Source organism: Streptomyces sp. S186 (genome assembly GCF_051603415.1).
Taxonomy (GTDB): Bacteria; Actinomycetota; Actinomycetes; order Streptomycetales; family Streptomycetaceae; genus Streptomyces.
This window is the reverse complement of sequence record NZ_CP193932.1, coordinates 1,757,678-1,775,124: the sequence shown is the minus strand read 5'-3', so window position 1 is coordinate 1,775,124 and position 17,447 is coordinate 1,757,678. Positions and strand designations below refer to the sequence as shown.

At 72.2% G+C, this 17,447-nt stretch carries 6 protein-coding genes; all 6 read right to left on the bottom strand.

Annotated elements, in window-relative coordinates:
- Positions 1–26 precede the first annotated feature (26 nt).
- A complete protein-coding gene (gene valS, locus ACRAS8_RS07605; RefSeq protein ID WP_438490375.1) occupies positions 27–2,552 on the bottom strand; it encodes a valine--tRNA ligase in 2,526 nt (841 codons plus the stop codon).
- A 204-nt stretch (positions 2,553–2,756) separates the two neighbouring features.
- Positions 2,757–3,266 carry a flavin reductase family protein gene (locus tag ACRAS8_RS07600; protein ID WP_438490374.1) on the bottom strand — a complete coding sequence of 170 codons (510 nt, stop codon included), beginning with the start codon at positions 3,264–3,266 and terminating at the stop codon, positions 2,757–2,759.
- 133 nt (positions 3,267–3,399) lie between these two features.
- Complete coding sequence (locus tag ACRAS8_RS07595) at positions 3,400–5,073, bottom strand: NAD(P)/FAD-dependent oxidoreductase (RefSeq protein ID WP_438485071.1); 1,674 nt, start codon at positions 5,071–5,073, stop codon at positions 3,400–3,402.
- Positions 5,073–5,813, bottom strand: coding sequence for a methyltransferase (locus ACRAS8_RS07590; RefSeq protein ID WP_438485069.1), 741 nt, complete (start codon positions 5,811–5,813; stop codon positions 5,073–5,075). The genes ACRAS8_RS07595 and ACRAS8_RS07590 overlap by 1 nt, the downstream gene beginning before the upstream one ends.
- An 85-nt stretch (positions 5,814–5,898) precedes the next feature.
- The gene (locus ACRAS8_RS07585; protein WP_438485067.1) at positions 5,899–14,184 is read right to left on the bottom strand and encodes an SDR family NAD(P)-dependent oxidoreductase; all 8,286 of its coding nucleotides are present in this window, start codon (positions 14,182–14,184) and stop codon (positions 5,899–5,901) included.
- Entirely contained in the window at positions 14,184–17,435 is a 3,252-nt protein-coding gene (locus tag ACRAS8_RS07580) for an amino acid adenylation domain-containing protein (protein ID WP_438485065.1), read from the bottom strand. Before ACRAS8_RS07580 ends, ACRAS8_RS07585 begins: the two co-directional genes overlap by 1 nt.
- Positions 17,436–17,447 lie beyond the last annotated feature (12 nt).

Below are 17,447 nucleotides of genomic sequence, written 5' to 3'. Positions count from 1 at the left end.
GCGCCCGCGGTTCCGGCGGATGTGCCCTATGCCTGGGCCAGGACGACCTCGAAGCGCATCCCGTCTTCGGCCGGTGTGAGGTCGAGCCCGCCGATGTTGCCCGCCGCCATGAGGTCCGTCGCGATGGCGGAGACCGCGTCCAGCTCGTCGGCGCTGCCGTGGACGCGGAGCTCGGCGACCGGGGAGCGCATGGGGCGCTTGGCGTCGCTCTTGGCCTTGCGGACCGCGCCGATCGCCTTCCCCGCCAGGGAGATCAGCGCCTCACCGTCGGCCGCCCCCTCGCCGGAGGGGCGCGGCCAGTCGCTGGTGTGCACGGAGTCCGTGTGCCACCACGACCACGCCTCCTCGGTGCAGTACGGCATGAAGGGGGCGAACAGCCTGAGCAGGGTCGACAGTGCCTGCCGCAGGGCGAGCCTGGCGGACTGCGTGGCGGCGCTGCCGTCCTCGTCGTAGGCGCGCCGTTTGACCAGTTCCAGGTAGTCGTCGCAGAAGAACCAGAAGAACCGCTCGACGCGCTCCAGTGCCGTGGTGTACTCGAAGTCGGCCAGCGCGTCGGTCGCGTGCCGGACCACGTTGTCCAGAGCCGCCAGCATCGCCCGGTCCAGCGGCTCCGTGACCGTGGCCCCGGCGTCCGGCTCGGGGAAGGACAGGACGAACTTGCCGGCGTTGAGCAGCTTGGTGGCGAGGCGGCGGCCGACCTTCATCTGGCCCTGGTCGAAGGCGGTGTCGGTACCGGGGCGACCGCTCGCCGCCCAGTAGCGGACCCCGTCCGGGCTGAACTGTTCCAGCAGCCCCATGGGCGTGACGACGTTGCCCTTGGACTTGCTCATCTTCTTGCGGTCGGGGTCGAGGATCCAGCCCGAGAGCGCGGCGTGCCGCCAGGGCAGGGTGTGTGCGTCCAGCTCGGCCCGCAGCACGGTCGAGAACAGCCAGGTGCGGATGATGTCGTGGCCCTGGGGGCGCAGGTCCATCGGGTACACCTGGGCGTACAGCTCGGTGTCCGTCTCCCAGCAGCAGGCGATCTGCGGGGTCAGTGACGAGGTGGCCCAGGTGTCCATGACGTCCGGGTCGCCGATGAAGCCGCCGGGTGCGCCGCGCCGGCTCTCGGTGTAGCCGGGAGGTGTGTCGGACGACGGGTCCACGGGCAGCGTGTCCTCGCCCGGCAGGATCGGCGCGTCGTACCGCGGCTGCCCCACGTCGTCCAGCGGGTACCACACCGGGAACGGCACGCCGAAGAACCGCTGGCGGCTGACCAGCCAGTCGCTGTTCAGACCGCGCACCCAGTCGTCGTAGCGCCCCTTCATGTAGGCGGGATGCCACTGCAGCTCCTTGCCGCGGCGGAGTAGCACGTCCTGGTGGGGCAGGGAGCGGATGAACCACTGCCGGCTGGAGACGATCTCCAGCGGCTTGTCGCCCTTCTCGTAGAACTTGACCGGGCGGACGGTCTTGCGCGGCTCGCCGTCGAGGTCGCCGGACTCCCGCAGCATGGTCACGACCCGCTCCCGTGCGGTGTGCACCGTCGCCCCCGCCAGTTCGGCATGAGCCTTGCGCCCCTTGGGATCGTCCAGGCCCGCGGGCGGGTCCGGCAGGACGCGGCCGTCACGGCCGATGACGGTGCGGGCCGGCAGCCGGAGTTCGCGCCACCACTGGACGTCCTTGAGGTCACCGAAGGTGCAGCACATGGCGATGCCGGTGCCGCGCTCGGGCTCCGCGGCCGGGTGCGCCAGCACCGGGACGTTCACGCCGAAGACCGGCGAGGCGACCGTGGTGCCGAACAACGGCTGGTAACGCTCGTCGTCCGGGTGCGCGATCAGCGCCACGCAAGCCGGCAGCAGCTCGGGGCGGGTGGTCTCGACGAGCACCCGCTGGTCGTCCGGGCCGTGGAAGGCGATGCGGTGCCAGGCCCCGGCGAGTTCACGGTCTTCCAGCTCGGCCTGGGCCACCGCGGTGCGGAAGCCCACGTCCCAGAGGGTGGGGGCCTCCGCCTGGTAGGCCCCGCCCGATGCCAGGAGCCGCAGGAAGGCCCGCTGGGAGACCCGCTGGGCGTGGCGGCCGATCGTCGTGTACGTCCTCGACCAGTCCACGGACAGCCCCAGCCGCCGCCACAGCTCTTCGAACGCCTTCTCGTCCTGGGCGGTCAGGTGCTCGCACAGCTCGACGAAGTTGCGCCGTGACACGTCCAGAACGGGCCGCTCGCCCTTCTTCATCACCGGCTCGGGCACCGCGAATTCGGGGTCGTACGGCAGTGACGGGTCGCAGCGGACGCCGAAGAAGTTCTGCACCCGCCGTTCCGTGGGCAGTCCGTTGTCGTCCCAGCCCATCGGATAGAAGACGTGCTTTCCCCGCATGCGCTGGAATCGGGCGACGATGTCGGTGTGCGTATAGGAGAACACGTGTCCTACGTGCAGTGACCCGCTTACGGTAGGGGGTGGGGTGTCGATGGAGAACACCTCGGCGCGTGTCCCGGGGGCCTGGAACCGGTAGATCCCGGATTCCTCCCACCGATCCGCCCACCGGGCGTCCAGCCCATCGAGCTGCGGACGTTCGGGCACGTTCGGCCTGCTTTCGGCCACGCGCTCACCACCTCATCTACACGACACGGATCACGGGACCGACAACAGCGGCCCAACAACGCCAAGTTACCTCTCGCTGGCGCGTAACAGCCCGCAGGTTAACCCAGTTGAGCTGCGTACCGATCGTTCTCCGTCACCTGCGGTGCCGGAAATCCGGCAGCTTCGCGCGGGTCCGCGCGCGGATCACCGGCGCAGTACGTTGAACTGGCCCGCGTGGTAAAGCAGCGGCGCCTTTCCCTCTTTCACGGAGGCATCGAGCACCCGTGCGAGGAAAAGGGTGTGATCGCCGGCCGGGACCTCGGTCACCACGTCGCACACCAGGAAGGCGAGGGCGGCGTCGAGTTCGGGCAGCCCGTACGGGCCCTCACGCCAGGCCGTGGGGGCGGCGAAGCGGTCAGCCGCCCTGCGGGCGAAGACGGCCGCCAGTTCCTCCTGGTCGTCGGCGAGCAGGTGGATCCCGACCCGGGGCGCCGCCCTGAAGGCCGGCCAGGACGAGGAGCGGACGCTCAGGCCGAAACTCACCAGCGGCGGCTCGGCGGACACCGACGTGAGCGAAGTGGCCGTGAAGCCGACGGGGCGGCGGTCCGTGGACGACGTCGTGGTGATGACGGCGACGCCCGCCGCGTGATGGCGGAACACCTCGCGGAACCGCTGTGCGCTGATGCCCGTACTGTCCGCGGTGCCGGTCACCATCTCCTCCTTGTCCGTCTTGTCTGCGTACGTGCCCTCGTTGCCCTCCGCCGGGGCGGCGGCAGGGCGCTGGGGGCGGGGCGGGGACTGGATCCCCGCCCCGCCTGCTTCCCGGCCGATCACCGAGCGGGCCAGGTCATCCCAGGACGCCCTTGAGCATCTCCGTCAGCGGCTGGTGCCCGTCCCAGTCCGGGTTGAACACGCGCTGGAACCGCTCCTCGTCCCACTCCGCGCCCGCCATGCCGACGAGGCGCTGGACCAGCGTGCGGCAGAAGATCTGATAGCTGCGCTCGTCCGCCGGCCCCTCCAACGTCCAGTCCCGCGGCTCGTACACCTTCGCCATCAGGGTCTCGTCCTGGTCGAACTCGGCGGAGTCCAAGTAGATGTCCGTGTTACGGGCGGAGAACATTCCGTCGCGGTCGAGCAGTTCGACGAACTCCTCGGTGAGTCGGTCGGCCGACTTCAGCAGGCGGGACAGCTTTCCGCCCATGACCGTGGCGTCGCAGGAGCAGTCCGTGCCGTGGGTGCGGGAGAACTTGAGCAGAATACGATGGTCCTCCAGCGCGTCCGGGACGATGCGGTTGTAGTAGACGCGGTTGCGCAGCGCCACCCAGGCCGACCAGGCGTCGAAAGAGCCCCGGAAGACATAGTGGCCCGTCGTGTTGAGCAGTTTCTCGTAACGGCTGCGCACGCGGATGTCGTAGTGGTGGACATAGGCCGGCAGGTCGGACTGCTTCCCGGTGCGGTCGGCCTTGATGAACTCGCCGATGAGTTTGTTGTTCTCCGTGAAGAGCCAGGAAGAGGTGGCGAACATGGGGTCGAGTACGGTGCCCGCGTTGCCGGTCAGGAACCACCGCTGCTCGGAGAACTGCTGGGTCGCCAGGCGGGCGAGCCGGTCCCGGGTGCCGAAGGAGCGCACCACCGGTTCCGGCCCGAGGAGGTCCCGCAGCGCCCGGTGCTCGCGCAGGAAGGCCAGCAGTTCCGCGCCCGTGCCGACGGACGGTTCGGTGTGGCGCCGGTCGAAGACCACGCCGATGCTGCACTGCGATTCCGACAGCGGCAGCAGCCATATCCAGTACCCGCGGTACATGAAGTACGTCGTCGAGGACGCGCGGCCCCAGTGTGGAACGCGCTGCCGCCAGGCCTCGTCCCCCAGTTCGTCCAGGGATCGGCAGCCCTCGAAGCGCCCCCAGCTCGCCGCGATCGGGTTGCGGTCCTCCTCGGGGACGAGGTCGAGCATGCGGGCGACGGGTGACGCCTCGCCGGCGGCGTCCACGAGCCAGGTGCAGCGGATGACTCCCGCGGAGGTCCGCACGGTGTGCCCGTGCTCGCCGTCCAGGGTGATCGCCTCGGCCGGTGACTCGTCCGGGCCGCAGTTCAGCACGGTGGTGCCGAGCAGGACCCGGATTCCGGCGGCGCGGTTCAGCTCACACAGGTCGCGTTCCACGACGGGCCGGTCGATCAGATAGGTGGGGATCGGGTGGGGGCGTCGTCCTCCGATCTCCGACATCCGCTCGATCGGCAGGTCCCGCTCGGGCGAGTCGAAGAAGAAGCGCGTGCCGGAACACACATGGTGGTGCTTGCGCAGGTACGGGCCCAACTTCAGGATGCGGTTGGCATAGTTGGTGAACTCCTCGCCCGATGACTCGTCCAGGCCCGGCGGGAACTCGGTGACCTTGTCGATCACGATGATGTCGAGATCCGGCTGCTCCAGGCGCAGTTGGCGCGCGAGCGTGCCGCCGGCCAGCCCGGCACCGATGATCAGGACATCGCAGACGAGGTCACTGCGCGTGTCCGCGTTGGCGTTCATCACTTGTCTCCGTTCGTGTGTGAGGGCCGCGCTGCCGTCGTGGCGCCGGCCGCGGTGGCCGCGCCGGTGGTGGTGGCCGCGTCGACCGGCTTGCGGGCGTGGAAGAGCGCCACCGATCCCACGCGCTCGATGCCGACCTCCTGGAAGCGGCTGCGCAGGGCGTCTTCGAGCCCTCGCAGCGTGTCCGACGCGTTGTGGAAGTGGCCGCGTTCGTTGTAGGCCCGCTGCAGCCACCGGGCGATGGCGTTGTGCCGGCCGTCCGCCACCACCGTCGCGCCGAACAGCACACCGTCCTCGTTCAGCAGCGGCGCGAGGTGGTCGAAGACGACGCTCTTCTCCGCGATCGTGCCGGGCAGGCAGTGCAGCAGGTAGGTCACACCGATGGAGTCGAACTTCTCCGGGACGCCGGTGATCGGCTCCAGCACGTTCCGCCGGTACGTTTCCGGACGGTGCGCGCGGGCCGCGGCCGCGGCGTAGGCCAGGCTGTTCTCGTTGAGGTCCATCAGTGCCAGCCGCGGACTGCCGCCCGGATAGCGGCAGTTCGCCACGTAGTAGCCGGTGCCCACCCCGACGTCCAGGTGGTTGGCCGACACATGCCGGTTGTACGACCGCAGCAGCCGGGGCGTCGAGCAGCGCCAGCCGAGGCGGTTGCTGAAGCCGAGGACGAAGAACCGGTAGTAGGTGAGCCCCCATCGCGTGTACGCCGACTGCCCTTCGTGGACTTCCTTGGTCAATTCCATAGCGCTCCTCTTTCTCGGCTCATCTCGGCATTGCTCGGCTCTTCTCGGCGGACGTGAAGAGTGGGTGGTGACGGGAGTTCGGGGGTCAGGGGAGCCGGCCCGCGACGATCCGGGCGAGCGGCGCCACATGCTCCGGCGCCAGCATCGTCACGTGATTCCCGGGGACGCGGTGCGTGGTCAGCCCGCCGCGCGCCAACGGCACCCAGGCCGAGTCGGGACGCTCCGGATCGATCACGTCCCGGCGCTCCTCGGCCAGGAAGTAGAGGATCGAACCGGGATAGGGCCGGGGCCGGTATGCATGGAGGGCTTCCTCGTTGGCCCGGTGGACGTCGCGGACCCGGCGGGCATAGGCGGCGGTCGGCTCCTCCGCGCCCTCCGGTACGAATGCCGAGAGGTCCGCCTCCGGTTGGTCCGTGGGGGGCATCTGTCCGGGGCCCGGCGTGTCGAACAGGGTCAGCAGGCGCACGTCCTCACCGGCGGCGGTCAGCCGCTGGGCCATCTCCAGTGCGACCAAGCCGCCGAAGGAGGCGCCGCCCAGGGCGTAGGGGCCGGCGGGCTGTGCCGCGCGCAGCTCCGCCAGGTAGCGGGCGGCCATCTCCTCGATGGTGCGCAGCGGTGCGGTGCCCGCGGCCAGCCCCGTGGACTGGAAGCCGTAGACGGGCCGCTCCGGGGGAAGGCGGTGGGCCAGTTCCCGGTAGAAGTAGACGTTCCCGCCGACGGGGTGGACGAGGAAGAGCGGTGTGCTGCTGCTGTCACCGCGGTTGAGGCAGACCAGGGAACGCGGGCCGTCCTCCGCCGGTGGCGCGGCCGGGGTGTCGGGGGCCGGTGCCGCGGCGGCGTCGATCAGTTCGGCGAGCCGTGCCGCGGTCGGCGCGTCCAGCACGGCGTGGCCGGCAAGCTCCACTCCGAAGTCCGCACCGGCCCGGGCGACGACCTGGAGGGCGAGCAGTGAGCTTCCTCCCAGCTCGAAGAAGTCGTCGTGGATGCCGACCGGGCGCACCCCCAGGGCCTCTTCGAGCGCCGCGACGACGCGCGTCTCGGTCGCCGAGCGGGGTGCCGCGTACGCGGTGCGCAGGTCCGGGCGCGGATGCGCCTTCCCGGTCCTCGGCTGCGCGGCTGGTGCCGTCGCGGACCGGGGCGCCGGCTGCGCGGCGGCCGGGGCGGCGGGGCGGCCGGGCGCCTCGATCCAGTAGCGCCGGGTGTCGAAGGCGTATGTGGGGAGCGGGACGCGGCGGGGAGCGCGGCCCTCGTGCAGCGCCGGCCAGTTCACCCGGGCGCCGCCGACCCACAGCCGGGCCAGCGCCTCCCGGGCCACCTGGGCGTCGCCGCGCATGTCCTTCCGGTGCCGCATCGAGGCGATCAGTACGCGCCCCCGGGCCTGCCGCTGCTCTCCCACGAGTGCGCCGGCGGCCGTGCCGGGGCCGACTTCCAGCAGCAGCGCCTCGGGTTCGTCCGCCAGCAGCCGGGCCGCGCCGTCGGAGAACCGCACGGCGGCCCGCACATGTCCCGCCCAGTACGCGGGACCGGTCGCCTGTTCCGCGGTGATCCAGTCACCCGTGACGTTCGACAGGAACGGGATCCGCGGCGCCCTCATCTCCACACCGGCAAGACGGCTTTCGAACTCGGCCAGCATCGGTTCCATCAACGGCGAGTGGAACGCGTGCGAGACCGCCAGCCGGCGGTGCCGCACGCTCCGCTCAGCCAGCGCACGCGCCACCCGCCCGATCGCGTCCTCCGGACCCGAAAGCACCGTCCGATGCGGCGAGTTGACCGCCGCGACCACGCACCCCTCGGCTTCGGCAAGTCCCGCGGCCTCCGTCTCGCCGAGGGACACGGTCAGCATCGCGCCGCGTTCCTGACGTTGCATCAGTTCGCCGCGTGCGCACACCAGCCGCATCGCGTCCGGCAGCGACCACACACCCGCCACCGTCGCCGCCACGTACTCGCCCAGGCTGTGCCCCAGCATCGCGCAGGGCTCCACGCCCCAGGCGCGCCACTGCTCGGCCATCGCCACCTGCACGGCGAACAGCGCCGGCTGCTGCGATCGCGTCTGCGCCAGTCGCCTCGCGGCCTCGTCCTCGGGCTCCCCGTACAGCAGCGCGCACAGGTCCTCGCCCAGCTCTTCCTTCACGACGTGCGCGCACTCGTCGACGACCTCGCGGAAGACCCGCTCGCGCTCGTACAACTCCCATCCCATGCCCGGGAACTGGGAGCCCTGTCCGGCGAAGAGGAACGCCGCTGGAGCATTGGTGCCCGCCACTCCGGTCAGCAGGCCGTCCTCGTCGGCGAAGGCCCCGGCGCCTTCGGCGGCGGTGCGCACCACGGCCGCGGCCCGGTGTGCGTACTGCCCTCGTCCTGTCTGGAGGGTGAACGCCACGTCGGACAGCGGGTGTTCGGGATCGCGCGCCAGATGAGTGGCGAGGCGTGTCCGCTGGCCGGACAGCGCCGCCGCCGACTTCCCGGAGGCGATCAGCACCTGCCAGGCGTCCGCTTCCGCTCCGGACGACCCGGACGACCCGGACGGCTCGGATGACTTGGACGACTCCGTCTCCGGCGCCGGTGGCTGTTCCACGATCACATGGGCGTTGGTGCCGCCCATCCCGAAGGAGCTGACCCCGGCCCGCCGCGGCGCCTCCCCCGGCGTCCCCGGCCACTCCCGCACCTCGGCGTTCACGAAGAACGGCCCGGACGCGAAGTCGATCTCCGGATTCGGGTTGCGGAAATGCAGGCTCGGTGGAATCACCCCCCGTTCGACACTCAGCACCGCCTTGATGAACCCCGCGATCCCCGCCGCGCTGTCCAGGTGGCCCACGTTGGACTTCACCGACCCCAGCGCGCAGAACCCGCGCCGCGATGTGGACGCGGCGAACGCCTCCGTCAGCGCCGCGACCTCGATCGGATCACCGAGCGGCGTCCCGGTGCCGTGCGCCTCCACATAGCCGATGGAGTCGGCCGGGACGCCCGCGAGCCGCTGCGCCTCGGCGATCACGTCCGCCTGGCCGCGGACGCTCGGCGCGGTGAAGCCCACCTTGTCCGCGCCGTCGTTGTTCACCGCCGACCCGCGGATCACCGCGCGGACCGTGTCCCCGTCCCGCAACGCGTCCGACAGACGCTTGAGCACCACCATGCCGGCGCCGCTGGAGAACACGGTCCCGCGCGCGTCCGCGTCGAAGGGGCGGCAGTGTCCGTCGGGCGAGAGGATGCCGCCCTCCTGGTGCCAGTAGCCGCTGCGTTCCGGGGCGCGCACCTTCGCGCCGCCGGCGAGGGCCATGTCGCACTCGCCCGTGGTCAGGGTGCGGCAGGCGTGTGCGATGGCGACCAGCGAGGTCGAGCACGCCGTGCTGACGCTGACGCTCGGGCCGCGCAGGTTGAGCCGGTAGGAGATCATCGAGCTGGCGAAGTCCTTGTCGTTGCCCAGCCCGACGAGCGTCGGGTCGATCCGCTCCCCGCTGCGGTGCGGGACGAGGTTGTTCAGCAGGTAGCTGCTCATCGAGACCCCGGCGTAGACGGCGACCTGGCCCGGTTGGTCGTGCGGCGCGTACCCGGCGTCCTCCAGCGCTTCGTACGCGCACATGAGCAGCAGCCGCTGCTGCGGGTCCATCAGCTCCGCCTCGCGCGGGGTGAACCCGAAGAAGGCGGGGTCGAAGAGGTCGACGCCGTCCGGGGTGCCGGCCACCGCCACGTAGCGGCTGCCGACGCCCGCCGCGGACTCGGGGGGTTCGTCGGTGGGGAGGAGCGACTCGCGCGCGTTGACGAGGTTCTCCCAGAACTCCTCGACGGTCCGCGCCCCGGGGAGCCGGGCGGCCATGCCGATGACGGCGACGGCGTCGTCCGCCGAGCCGCTGACCGCCGCCGGGGCCCCGGTGCGCTGCGGAGCGGCCGGTGCGGGGGCGAGATGCGCCGCGAGCCGGGCGATCGTCGGGTAGGTGAACAGGTCCGCGACGGAGAGTGAGGCGTGCAGCCGTTCCTTGATCTGCCGTCCGGCCTCGATGAGGAGGAGGGAGTCCCCGCCCATTTCGAAGAAGTTGGCGTGCGGGTCGATCTGCGCGCGCCCGAAGAGGTTCCGCCAGATGTCGGTGAGGGTGTCCTCGATCTCCGTGCGCGACCGGGCCTCGGGGGCGGTGGGGGCTTCCTGCGCCTGTTCCGGATGCCGGTTGCGGTGGCGCTTCGTACCGCGCTCCACACGGCCGGGCAGGCTCTCGGTGGAGACGACGACGCGCGGGTGGCCGCCGAAGAGCGCCGGCTCGACGGCGGCGAGCGCGTCCGCCGCGGTGAAGCCGGACGGCTCGTGGTGGGCGTGGGCCTCCAGCACCGCGGCGGGGAGCCGTTCGGCCGAGGCCATGCCCACGCCCCGCCAGGTGTCCCAGGCGATGGCCACCGCGTGCTCCGGGGCGTCGGCCGACTCCGCCCACGCATCGAGGAACGCATTCGCTGCGCAGTAGTCGACCTGGCCGAGGCTGCCCAGCAGCGCGCCGGTGGAGGAGAAGACGGCGAAGAACGCAAGGGAACGGTCGCGGAAGACAGACGCCAGGGCGAGCGTCCCGTCGACCTTGGGGACCAGCACCCGCCGCATCGCCTCGGCTTGCTGGAACTGAGCGAGCCCGCCGCCCGCCACGCCGGCCGCGTGCAGGACGCCCTCGATCGGCCCGAACCGGCGCTCCGCCCGTGCGACGGCCTCGGCGAGGGCCGCGGGGTCGGCCACGTCGAACGCCTCGACGTGCACCTCGGCACCGGCGGCTTCCAGCTCGCGGACGGCGGCCACCCGGCGCCGCAGCTCGGCGTCGGCGGCGGGGTCGTCCGCGAGAGCCGCCCACTGCTCGCGCGGCGGCAGCGGGGTCCGGGCGGTGAGCACCAGGCGCGCCGCGTAGGCGCGCGCCAGCCAGGCCGCCACCGCGCGGCCGATGCCGCCCAGGCCGCCGGTGATCAGATAGACCCCCTGCCGCCGCAGGCTCCTGCCGGGCTCGTGCGTGCCTTCCGGTATGCGCTCCGGTGTGCCGTCCGGCGCGCCGGACGACGCCGTGCGCTCGACGCGTTCGGCATGGCGGAGCCCGTCCCGGTACGCGACGAAGGCGTCCGGGAGGGCGGCGGCCAGCTCGTCGACGGCCGGGCGGACGTCGGCCTCGGCGTCCTCGATGTCGAGGGCGGCGGCGGTCAGCGACGGGTACTCCAGCGGCAGGGTCTTGACCGGGCCGAGGACCAGGGCGCGGGTGGGCGGCGCCGCCTGCCGGCCGTCCCGCTCGCGGCCGGCCACGCGGGCGAGGCCGTGGGTGATCACGGCGAGGCGGGTGGGGTGGTCCGGCCGGTGCAGGCCGAGGGCGCGGGCGAGGTGGACGGGCGCGTCGAGGGCGACCACCCGGGCCTCGTCGACGTCGGGCGCGGTGTCGACAGCCCAGAGGTACAGGATGTTCCAGGTGTCCGCCGCCTCAAACGTCCCCCGGGTGTCAGGAGGCGTCTGGAGGGCGCCGACCAGCGCGTCGAAGTCCTCGGGCGCCTCCGGCCGGATCCGGAACGCGTCCGGCGTGGTCCGGGCGTACGAGCTGCCGGCCGCCACCGAGACGACCTGCGCGCCGAGTTCCCGCAGGCGCGCGGTCCAGCGGTCGCCGATGCCGCTCCGGTCGGTGAAGACGAGCCAGCGCCCGCCGGTCCGGACCGCGTCCCGAGTGGGCAGCGGCGCGGGCCGGAAGACCGGTCGGAAGAGCCGGACGGTGCGGGGAGCGGCTCCTTCAGCCTTCCGCTCGATCCAGTGCCGCTGGGTGTCGAAGGCGTACGTGGGCAGGGGCACGCGGCGCGGAGTACGACCGTGGTGCAGGGCCGGCCAGTTCACCGGGGCACCGTGCACCCACAGCCGGGCCAGCGCCTCCCGGGCCGCCTCCATCTCGCTCCGGGGGTCCTTCGCATGCCGCATCGAGGCGACCACGACGCGCTCCCGGGCCAGCTTCTGGGCACCGACGAGTGCGCCGGCGGCCGTGCCGGGGCCGACTTCCAGCAGCAGCGTCTCGGGTTCGTCCGCCAGCAGCCGGGCCGCGCCGTCGGAGAACCGCACGGCGGCCCGCACATGTCCCGCCCAGTACGCGGGGCTGGTCGCCTGTTCCGCGGTGATCCAGTCACCCGTCACGTTCGACAGGAACGGGATCCGCGGCGCCCTCATCTCCACATCGGCAAGACGGCTTTCGAACTCGGCCAGCATCGGTTCCATCAACGGCGAGTGGAACGCGTGCGACGTGACCAGCCGGCGGTGCCGCACCCCGCGTTCCGCCAGCGCGCCCGCCGCCCGGTCGACGGCGTCCTGGGTGCCGGACAACACCACCTGACCGGGGGAGTTCACCGCCGCGACCACGCAGCCCTCGGCCGCGGCGAGCCGCTCCGCCTCCGCCTCGTCCAGCGACGCGGCCAGCATGGCCCCGCGTTCCTGGCGTTGCATCAGTTCGCCGCGTGCGCACACCAGCCGCATCGCGTCCGGCAGCGACCACACACCCGCCACCGTCGCCGCCACGTACTCGCCCAGGCTGTGCCCCAGCATCGCGCAGGGCTCCACGCCCCAGGCGCGCCACTGCTCGGCCATCGCCACCTGCACGGCGAACAACGCCGGCTGCTGCGCGCGCGTCTCCCGCAGCCGTTCCGCCGCCTCGGCGGAGTCCCCGTACACCAGCGAGCCGAGGTCCTCACCCAGTTCGTCCGCCGCGACCCGCGCGCACTCCTCGAAGACCTCCCTGAACACCTCTTCGCGGGCGTGGAGTTCCCGCCCCATGCCCGGGAACTGCGAACCCTGGCCGGCGAAGAGGAACGCCACCGGAACGTCCGCGTCCGCCACCCCGGTCAGCACGCCGTGTCCCGGGCCGAGGGCGGCTGCCCCGTCCTCGGCGGTACGGACCACGGCCGCGGCGCGGTGCGCGAACTGCCCCCGGCCCGTCTGCAAGGTGAACGCCACGTCCGACAACGGCTGTTCGGGTTCCCGCCGCAGATGTTCGGCCAGCCGTGCCCGCTGCCCCGACAGCGCCGCCGCCGACTTCCCCGAGGTGACCAGAACCTCCCAGCCGGGCTCCGCGGGCGGCTCCGTCTCCGCCACCGCGGGCGGCTGCTCCACGATCACATGCACATTGGTCCCGCCCATGCCGAACGAGCTGACCCCGGCCCGCCGCGGGCCGCCGTCCGGCGCCTCCGGCCACTCCTGCACCTCGGCGTTGACGAAGAACGGCCCGGACGCGAAGTCGATCTCCGGATTGGGCTTCCGGAAGTACGGGCTCGGCGGAATCAGCCCCCGCTCGACGCACAGCACCGCCTTGATGAACCCCGCGATCCCCGCCGCGCTGTCCAGGTGCCCGACACTGGACTTCACCGACCCCAGCGCACAGAACCCGCGCCGCGAGGTGGTCGCGGCGAACGCCTCGGTCAGCGCCGCGACCTCGATCGGATCCCCCAGCCGCGTACCGGTCCCGTGCGCCTCCACATAGCCGATCGAATCGGCGGAGACACCCGCCAACTGCTGGGCCTCGTACACCACGTTCGCCTGGCCCCGGACACTCGGCGCGGTGAAGCCCACCTTGTCCGCGCCGTCGTTGTTCACCGCCGACCCGCGGATCACCGCACGGATCGCGTCCCCGTCCCGCACCGCGTCCGACAGACGCTTGAGCACCACGAGCCCGACGCCGCTGCCGCCCACGGTCCCGCGCGCGTCGGCGTCGAAGGGCCGGCAGTGCCCGTCGGGGGAGAAGATGCCGCCTTCCTGGTACGTGTATCCGCCGCGCTGAAGGACGTTGATCGTCGCCCCGCCGGCGAGCGCCACATCGCACTCGAAGTCGGACAGGCTCCGGCACGCCTGGTGGACCGAGACCAACGAGGTCGAGCACGCCGTGCCGATGGTCATGCTCGGCCCGGTCAGTCCGAGGCGGTGGGAGATCTGGGTGGCGGCGAAGTCCTTGTCGTTGAACAGCGAGATCTGCCGGGCGAAGGAGGTCAGCAGGTCGGTGCGGGGCAGCAGGTGGTGGAGGAAGTATCCGCTGCGGCCGATGCCGAGGAACACGCCGATCGCGTCCTCGCAGCGGGCCGGATCGCAGCCCGCGTTCTCCAGGGCCTCGACGGCCACTTCGAGGAGGAACCGCTGTTGCGGGTCCATCAGCTCCGCCTCACGGGGCGTGAAGCCGAAGTAGGCCGCGTCGAACTCCTCGATGCCGTCCAGGATTCCGCCGGCGCGGACGAGGTCCGGATCGGCGAGCGCCGCGGCATCGCCGTGCGCGGCGAGGACGTCGTCGTCGCCGAGGGCGGAGACGGACTCGGTTCCGGCGAGGAGGTTTCGCCAGAACTCCTCGGTGCCGGTGGCGCCGGGAGCCCGAAGTCCCAGGCCGACGACGGCTATGGCGCGCTCGTCGCTCATCACTTTCCCCCGTCCCGCGCCGCGCGGCGCCGATCGAGCCGGCTCCGTACGGAGCCGAATGCCGGTGTGTTCTCTGCTTCGGTGAGGTGCCGGGCGAGGGCGGAAATGGTGGGGTGCTGGTAGAGGTCGGTCATCACGACCTTGCCCGGGAAGGCGGCCTTCACCCGGCCGAAGACCCGGGCGAGCAGGAGGGAGTCGCCGCCGAGGTCGAAGAAGCCCTCATCCGTTCCCGGTCGTTCGACGCCCAGGATCTCCGACCAGATCGCCGCGATCGTCTTCTCGGCCGCGGTCCTCGGCGCGCGGTGGGTGCGCCGTGCCCGCGCCGGTTCGGGGGAGGGCAGCGCCGCCCAGTCGACCTTGCCGTTGGGGGTGAGCGGAACGGTGGGCAGGGCGACGAAGGCCGCGGGGACCATGTAGTCGGGAAGCGTCGCCCGCAGCGCCCGCGCCGCCTCGCCGCCGTCGAGGGCCTCGGCGCCCTCGGTCACGACGTAGCCGACCAGGCGTCTGGTACCGGGCTGGTCCTCGCGGACGACCGCGACGGCCTCGCGCACGCCGGGAAGCCTGCGAAGCGCGGCCTCGATCTCGCCCAACTCGATGCGGAACCCGCGCAGCTTCACCTGGCGGTCGTTGCGGCCGAGGTAGTCCAGTTCACCGTGCGGGAGCCAGCGCGCCAGGTCTCCGGTACGGAACAGCCGCCCGCCGGGCCGCGACCCGTACGGATCGGGGACGAAGCGCTCGGCGGTCAGCGACGGCCGGGCGTGGTAGCCCTGGGCGACGCCCTCGCCCCCGAGGTACAGCTCGCCCACGATGCCGACGGGCACGGGGTTCATGTGGTCGTCCAGAACGTACGCCTGGGAGCCGGTGACGGCCCGTCCGATGAGCGGTTTGCCGCCGCTTTCGGGGACCAGGGCGAACGTCGAGTACACCGTGTCCTCGGAAGGGCCGTACAGGTCGTAGACCTTGCGGACGCCGTCGTGCGCGTAGAGCCGGTCCGCCAGGTCGCGCGGGAGCGGCTCACCGGCGAGGTTGACCACCCGCACCCGCGACGGCAGCTCGCCCAGGCGCAGCAGGGTGTCGATCGCGGAGGGGACGGTGTTCACCAGGGTCACGCTCTCCCTGGCCGGCAGCGACGGCAGCAGCAGGGCGTTGCCGGCGAGGACGACGGTGGCGCCTACCGACAGCGGCAGGAAGAGTTCGAACACCGAGAGGTCGAAGCAGATCGAGGTGGAGGCGAGCGTGCCCGCGAGCTCCTCGCGCGAGAAGACGCCCTGCGCCCAGCTCAGCAGGGCGACGACGTTCCCGTGGGTGATCCGTACGCCCTTGGGCCGGCCCGTCGACCCCGAGGTGTAGATCACCAGCGCGACGGACTGGTCGTGGAGCGGCGGGCCGGCCAGAGCGCTCGGGACGCCCGCCTCCTGGGGGACGCCGTCCGCATCGTCCGCGTCGACCAGCAGCAGCCGGGCCGAGGAGCGGGCCAGCACCTCGCGCGTCGTCTCCTGCGCGAGCACGACCACCGGCGCAGCGTCGCCGAGGATCTGCTCGATGCGCGAGAGTGGATACGCCGGGTCGAGCGGTACGTAGGCGGCGCCCGCCTTCAGCGTGGCCAGCAGCGCCGCGGGCAGGTCGGCCTCGCGGTCCAGGCAGACGCCCACGAACGCGCCGGGTGTCACGCCGGCCCGGCGCAGCTGTGCCGCGAGGTGCTCGGCACGGGCGTCCAGCTCCCGGTACGTCAGCCGGTCCTCGCCGGCGATCAGCGCCGTCGCGTCGGGTGTCCGTGCCGCCTGGGCCTCGAACAGCTGGTGCACGCCGCGTGGGTGGGATCGCGCGGCGGGTGTGCCACCCGTTCCGGCGGGCTCCTGCTTCCCGGCGGTGTTTCCGGCGGTGTTCCAGTCGACGAGCACGCGCCGGCGCTCGTCCTCCGTGAGGACCGGCAGATCGCGGATCCTGCCGGGTGCGTCGGCGAGACCGGTGAGGAGCACCTCGTAGTGGTCGAGCATCCGCGCGACGGTGTCCGCGTCGAACCGGTCCTCGTCGTAGGCGATCTGCACCGTCATCGGGTCACCGGGGGCGACGGTGAGGGTGAGGGGGAAGCTCGTCTGCTCCGCCATGCGAATGTTCTCGACCTCGAACACTCCGGTGACCGAGCCCAGTTCGGCGTCGAGTGGGAAGTTCTCGAACGCCACCAGCGACTCGAAGAGCGGAACGTCGCCGGGTAGCCGGGCCCAGCGCCGGATCCGGGAGAGCGGGGCGTAGCCGAACTCCTCGCGCTCGACCTGCGCGGACTGGAGCGCCCGCAGCCAGTCCGCGACCGGTGCCTCGTCGTCGACGTGGACCGGTGCGGGAAGGGTGTTCAGGAAGGGACCGACCATGGCCTCCACACCGGGGAGGGACGGCGGCCGCCCGGACGCGATCATCCCGAACAGAACGTGCGGCTCGCCTCCGTAACGGCGTAACAGGAGGGCCCAGGCGCCCTGGGCGTAGATGCTCAGGGTGAGGCGTTCGCGTCTGGCCGCGGCCTGGAGGGCGGCCGTGGTCCGGGCCGGCAGGGCAACTCGCCGCTTGGCGACGGTGCGCGGCGCCGGGTAGCCGGCCGCCGGCGGACGCCCGACCCCCAGCGGGGTGGGCCCTTGTACTCCGGCGAGTGCGCCGCGCCAGTACTCCTCGGCCTTGGCCTCGTCCTGGTCGCGCAGCCACGCGATGTACTCGCGGTACTGGGTGGCCGGGCCGGGCGGCACCGTCCCGCCCCCGGCGCGGCGCCGGTAGCCGGCCAGGACCTCGCCCATGACGACCGGCATGGACCAGCCGTCGGACACCGCGTGGTGGCGGGTCCACAGAAACCGGTGGCACCGGTCGGAGAGCCGGATCAGGACGCATCGCATCAGCGGTGCGCGCGCTGGGTCGAAGTCGGTGGCGCGGTCGTCCGCCAGCAGCGCCTCGAAGCGGTCCTGCTGCTCCGGGGCCGGGAGGGCCGACCAGTCCTCCTCACGCCATGGGAGCTGCACGCCGCGCCGCACGACCTGGAGGGGCTGGTCGTGGTCGACGTGCGCGAAGAGGGTGCGGTGGATCGCATGCCGCGCGATCACGTCGTCCCAGGCGGCGCGCAGCACCCCGGTGTCGAGGCGGCCGCGGATGTCGAAGGACAGTTGCAGGACGTAGACGCCGCTGCCCGGCGCGAGCTGGGAGTTGAGCAGCATCGCCTGCTGGAGCGGAGAGGCCGGGTAGATGGCCTCGATGTCACGGGTGGTGTTCATCGTGTCCCTTGG

Excerpts from the sequence above, each read along its gene's own strand:
- ACRAS8_RS07600 (WP_438490374.1), bottom strand. The coding sequence starts at position 3,266 with ATGGTGACCGGCACCGCGGACAGTACGGGCATCAGCGCACAGCGGTTC.
- ACRAS8_RS07595 (WP_438485071.1), bottom strand. The coding sequence starts at position 5,073 with ATGAACGCCAACGCGGACACGCGCAGTGACCTCGTCTGCGATGTCCTG.
- ACRAS8_RS07590 (WP_438485069.1), bottom strand. The coding sequence starts at position 5,813 with ATGGAATTGACCAAGGAAGTCCACGAAGGGCAGTCGGCGTACACGCGA.
- ACRAS8_RS07585 (WP_438485067.1), bottom strand. The coding sequence starts at position 14,184 with ATGAGCGACGAGCGCGCCATAGCCGTCGTCGGCCTGGGACTTCGGGCT.
- ACRAS8_RS07580 (WP_438485065.1), bottom strand. The coding sequence starts at position 17,435 with ATGAACACCACCCGTGACATCGAGGCCATCTACCCGGCCTCTCCGCTC.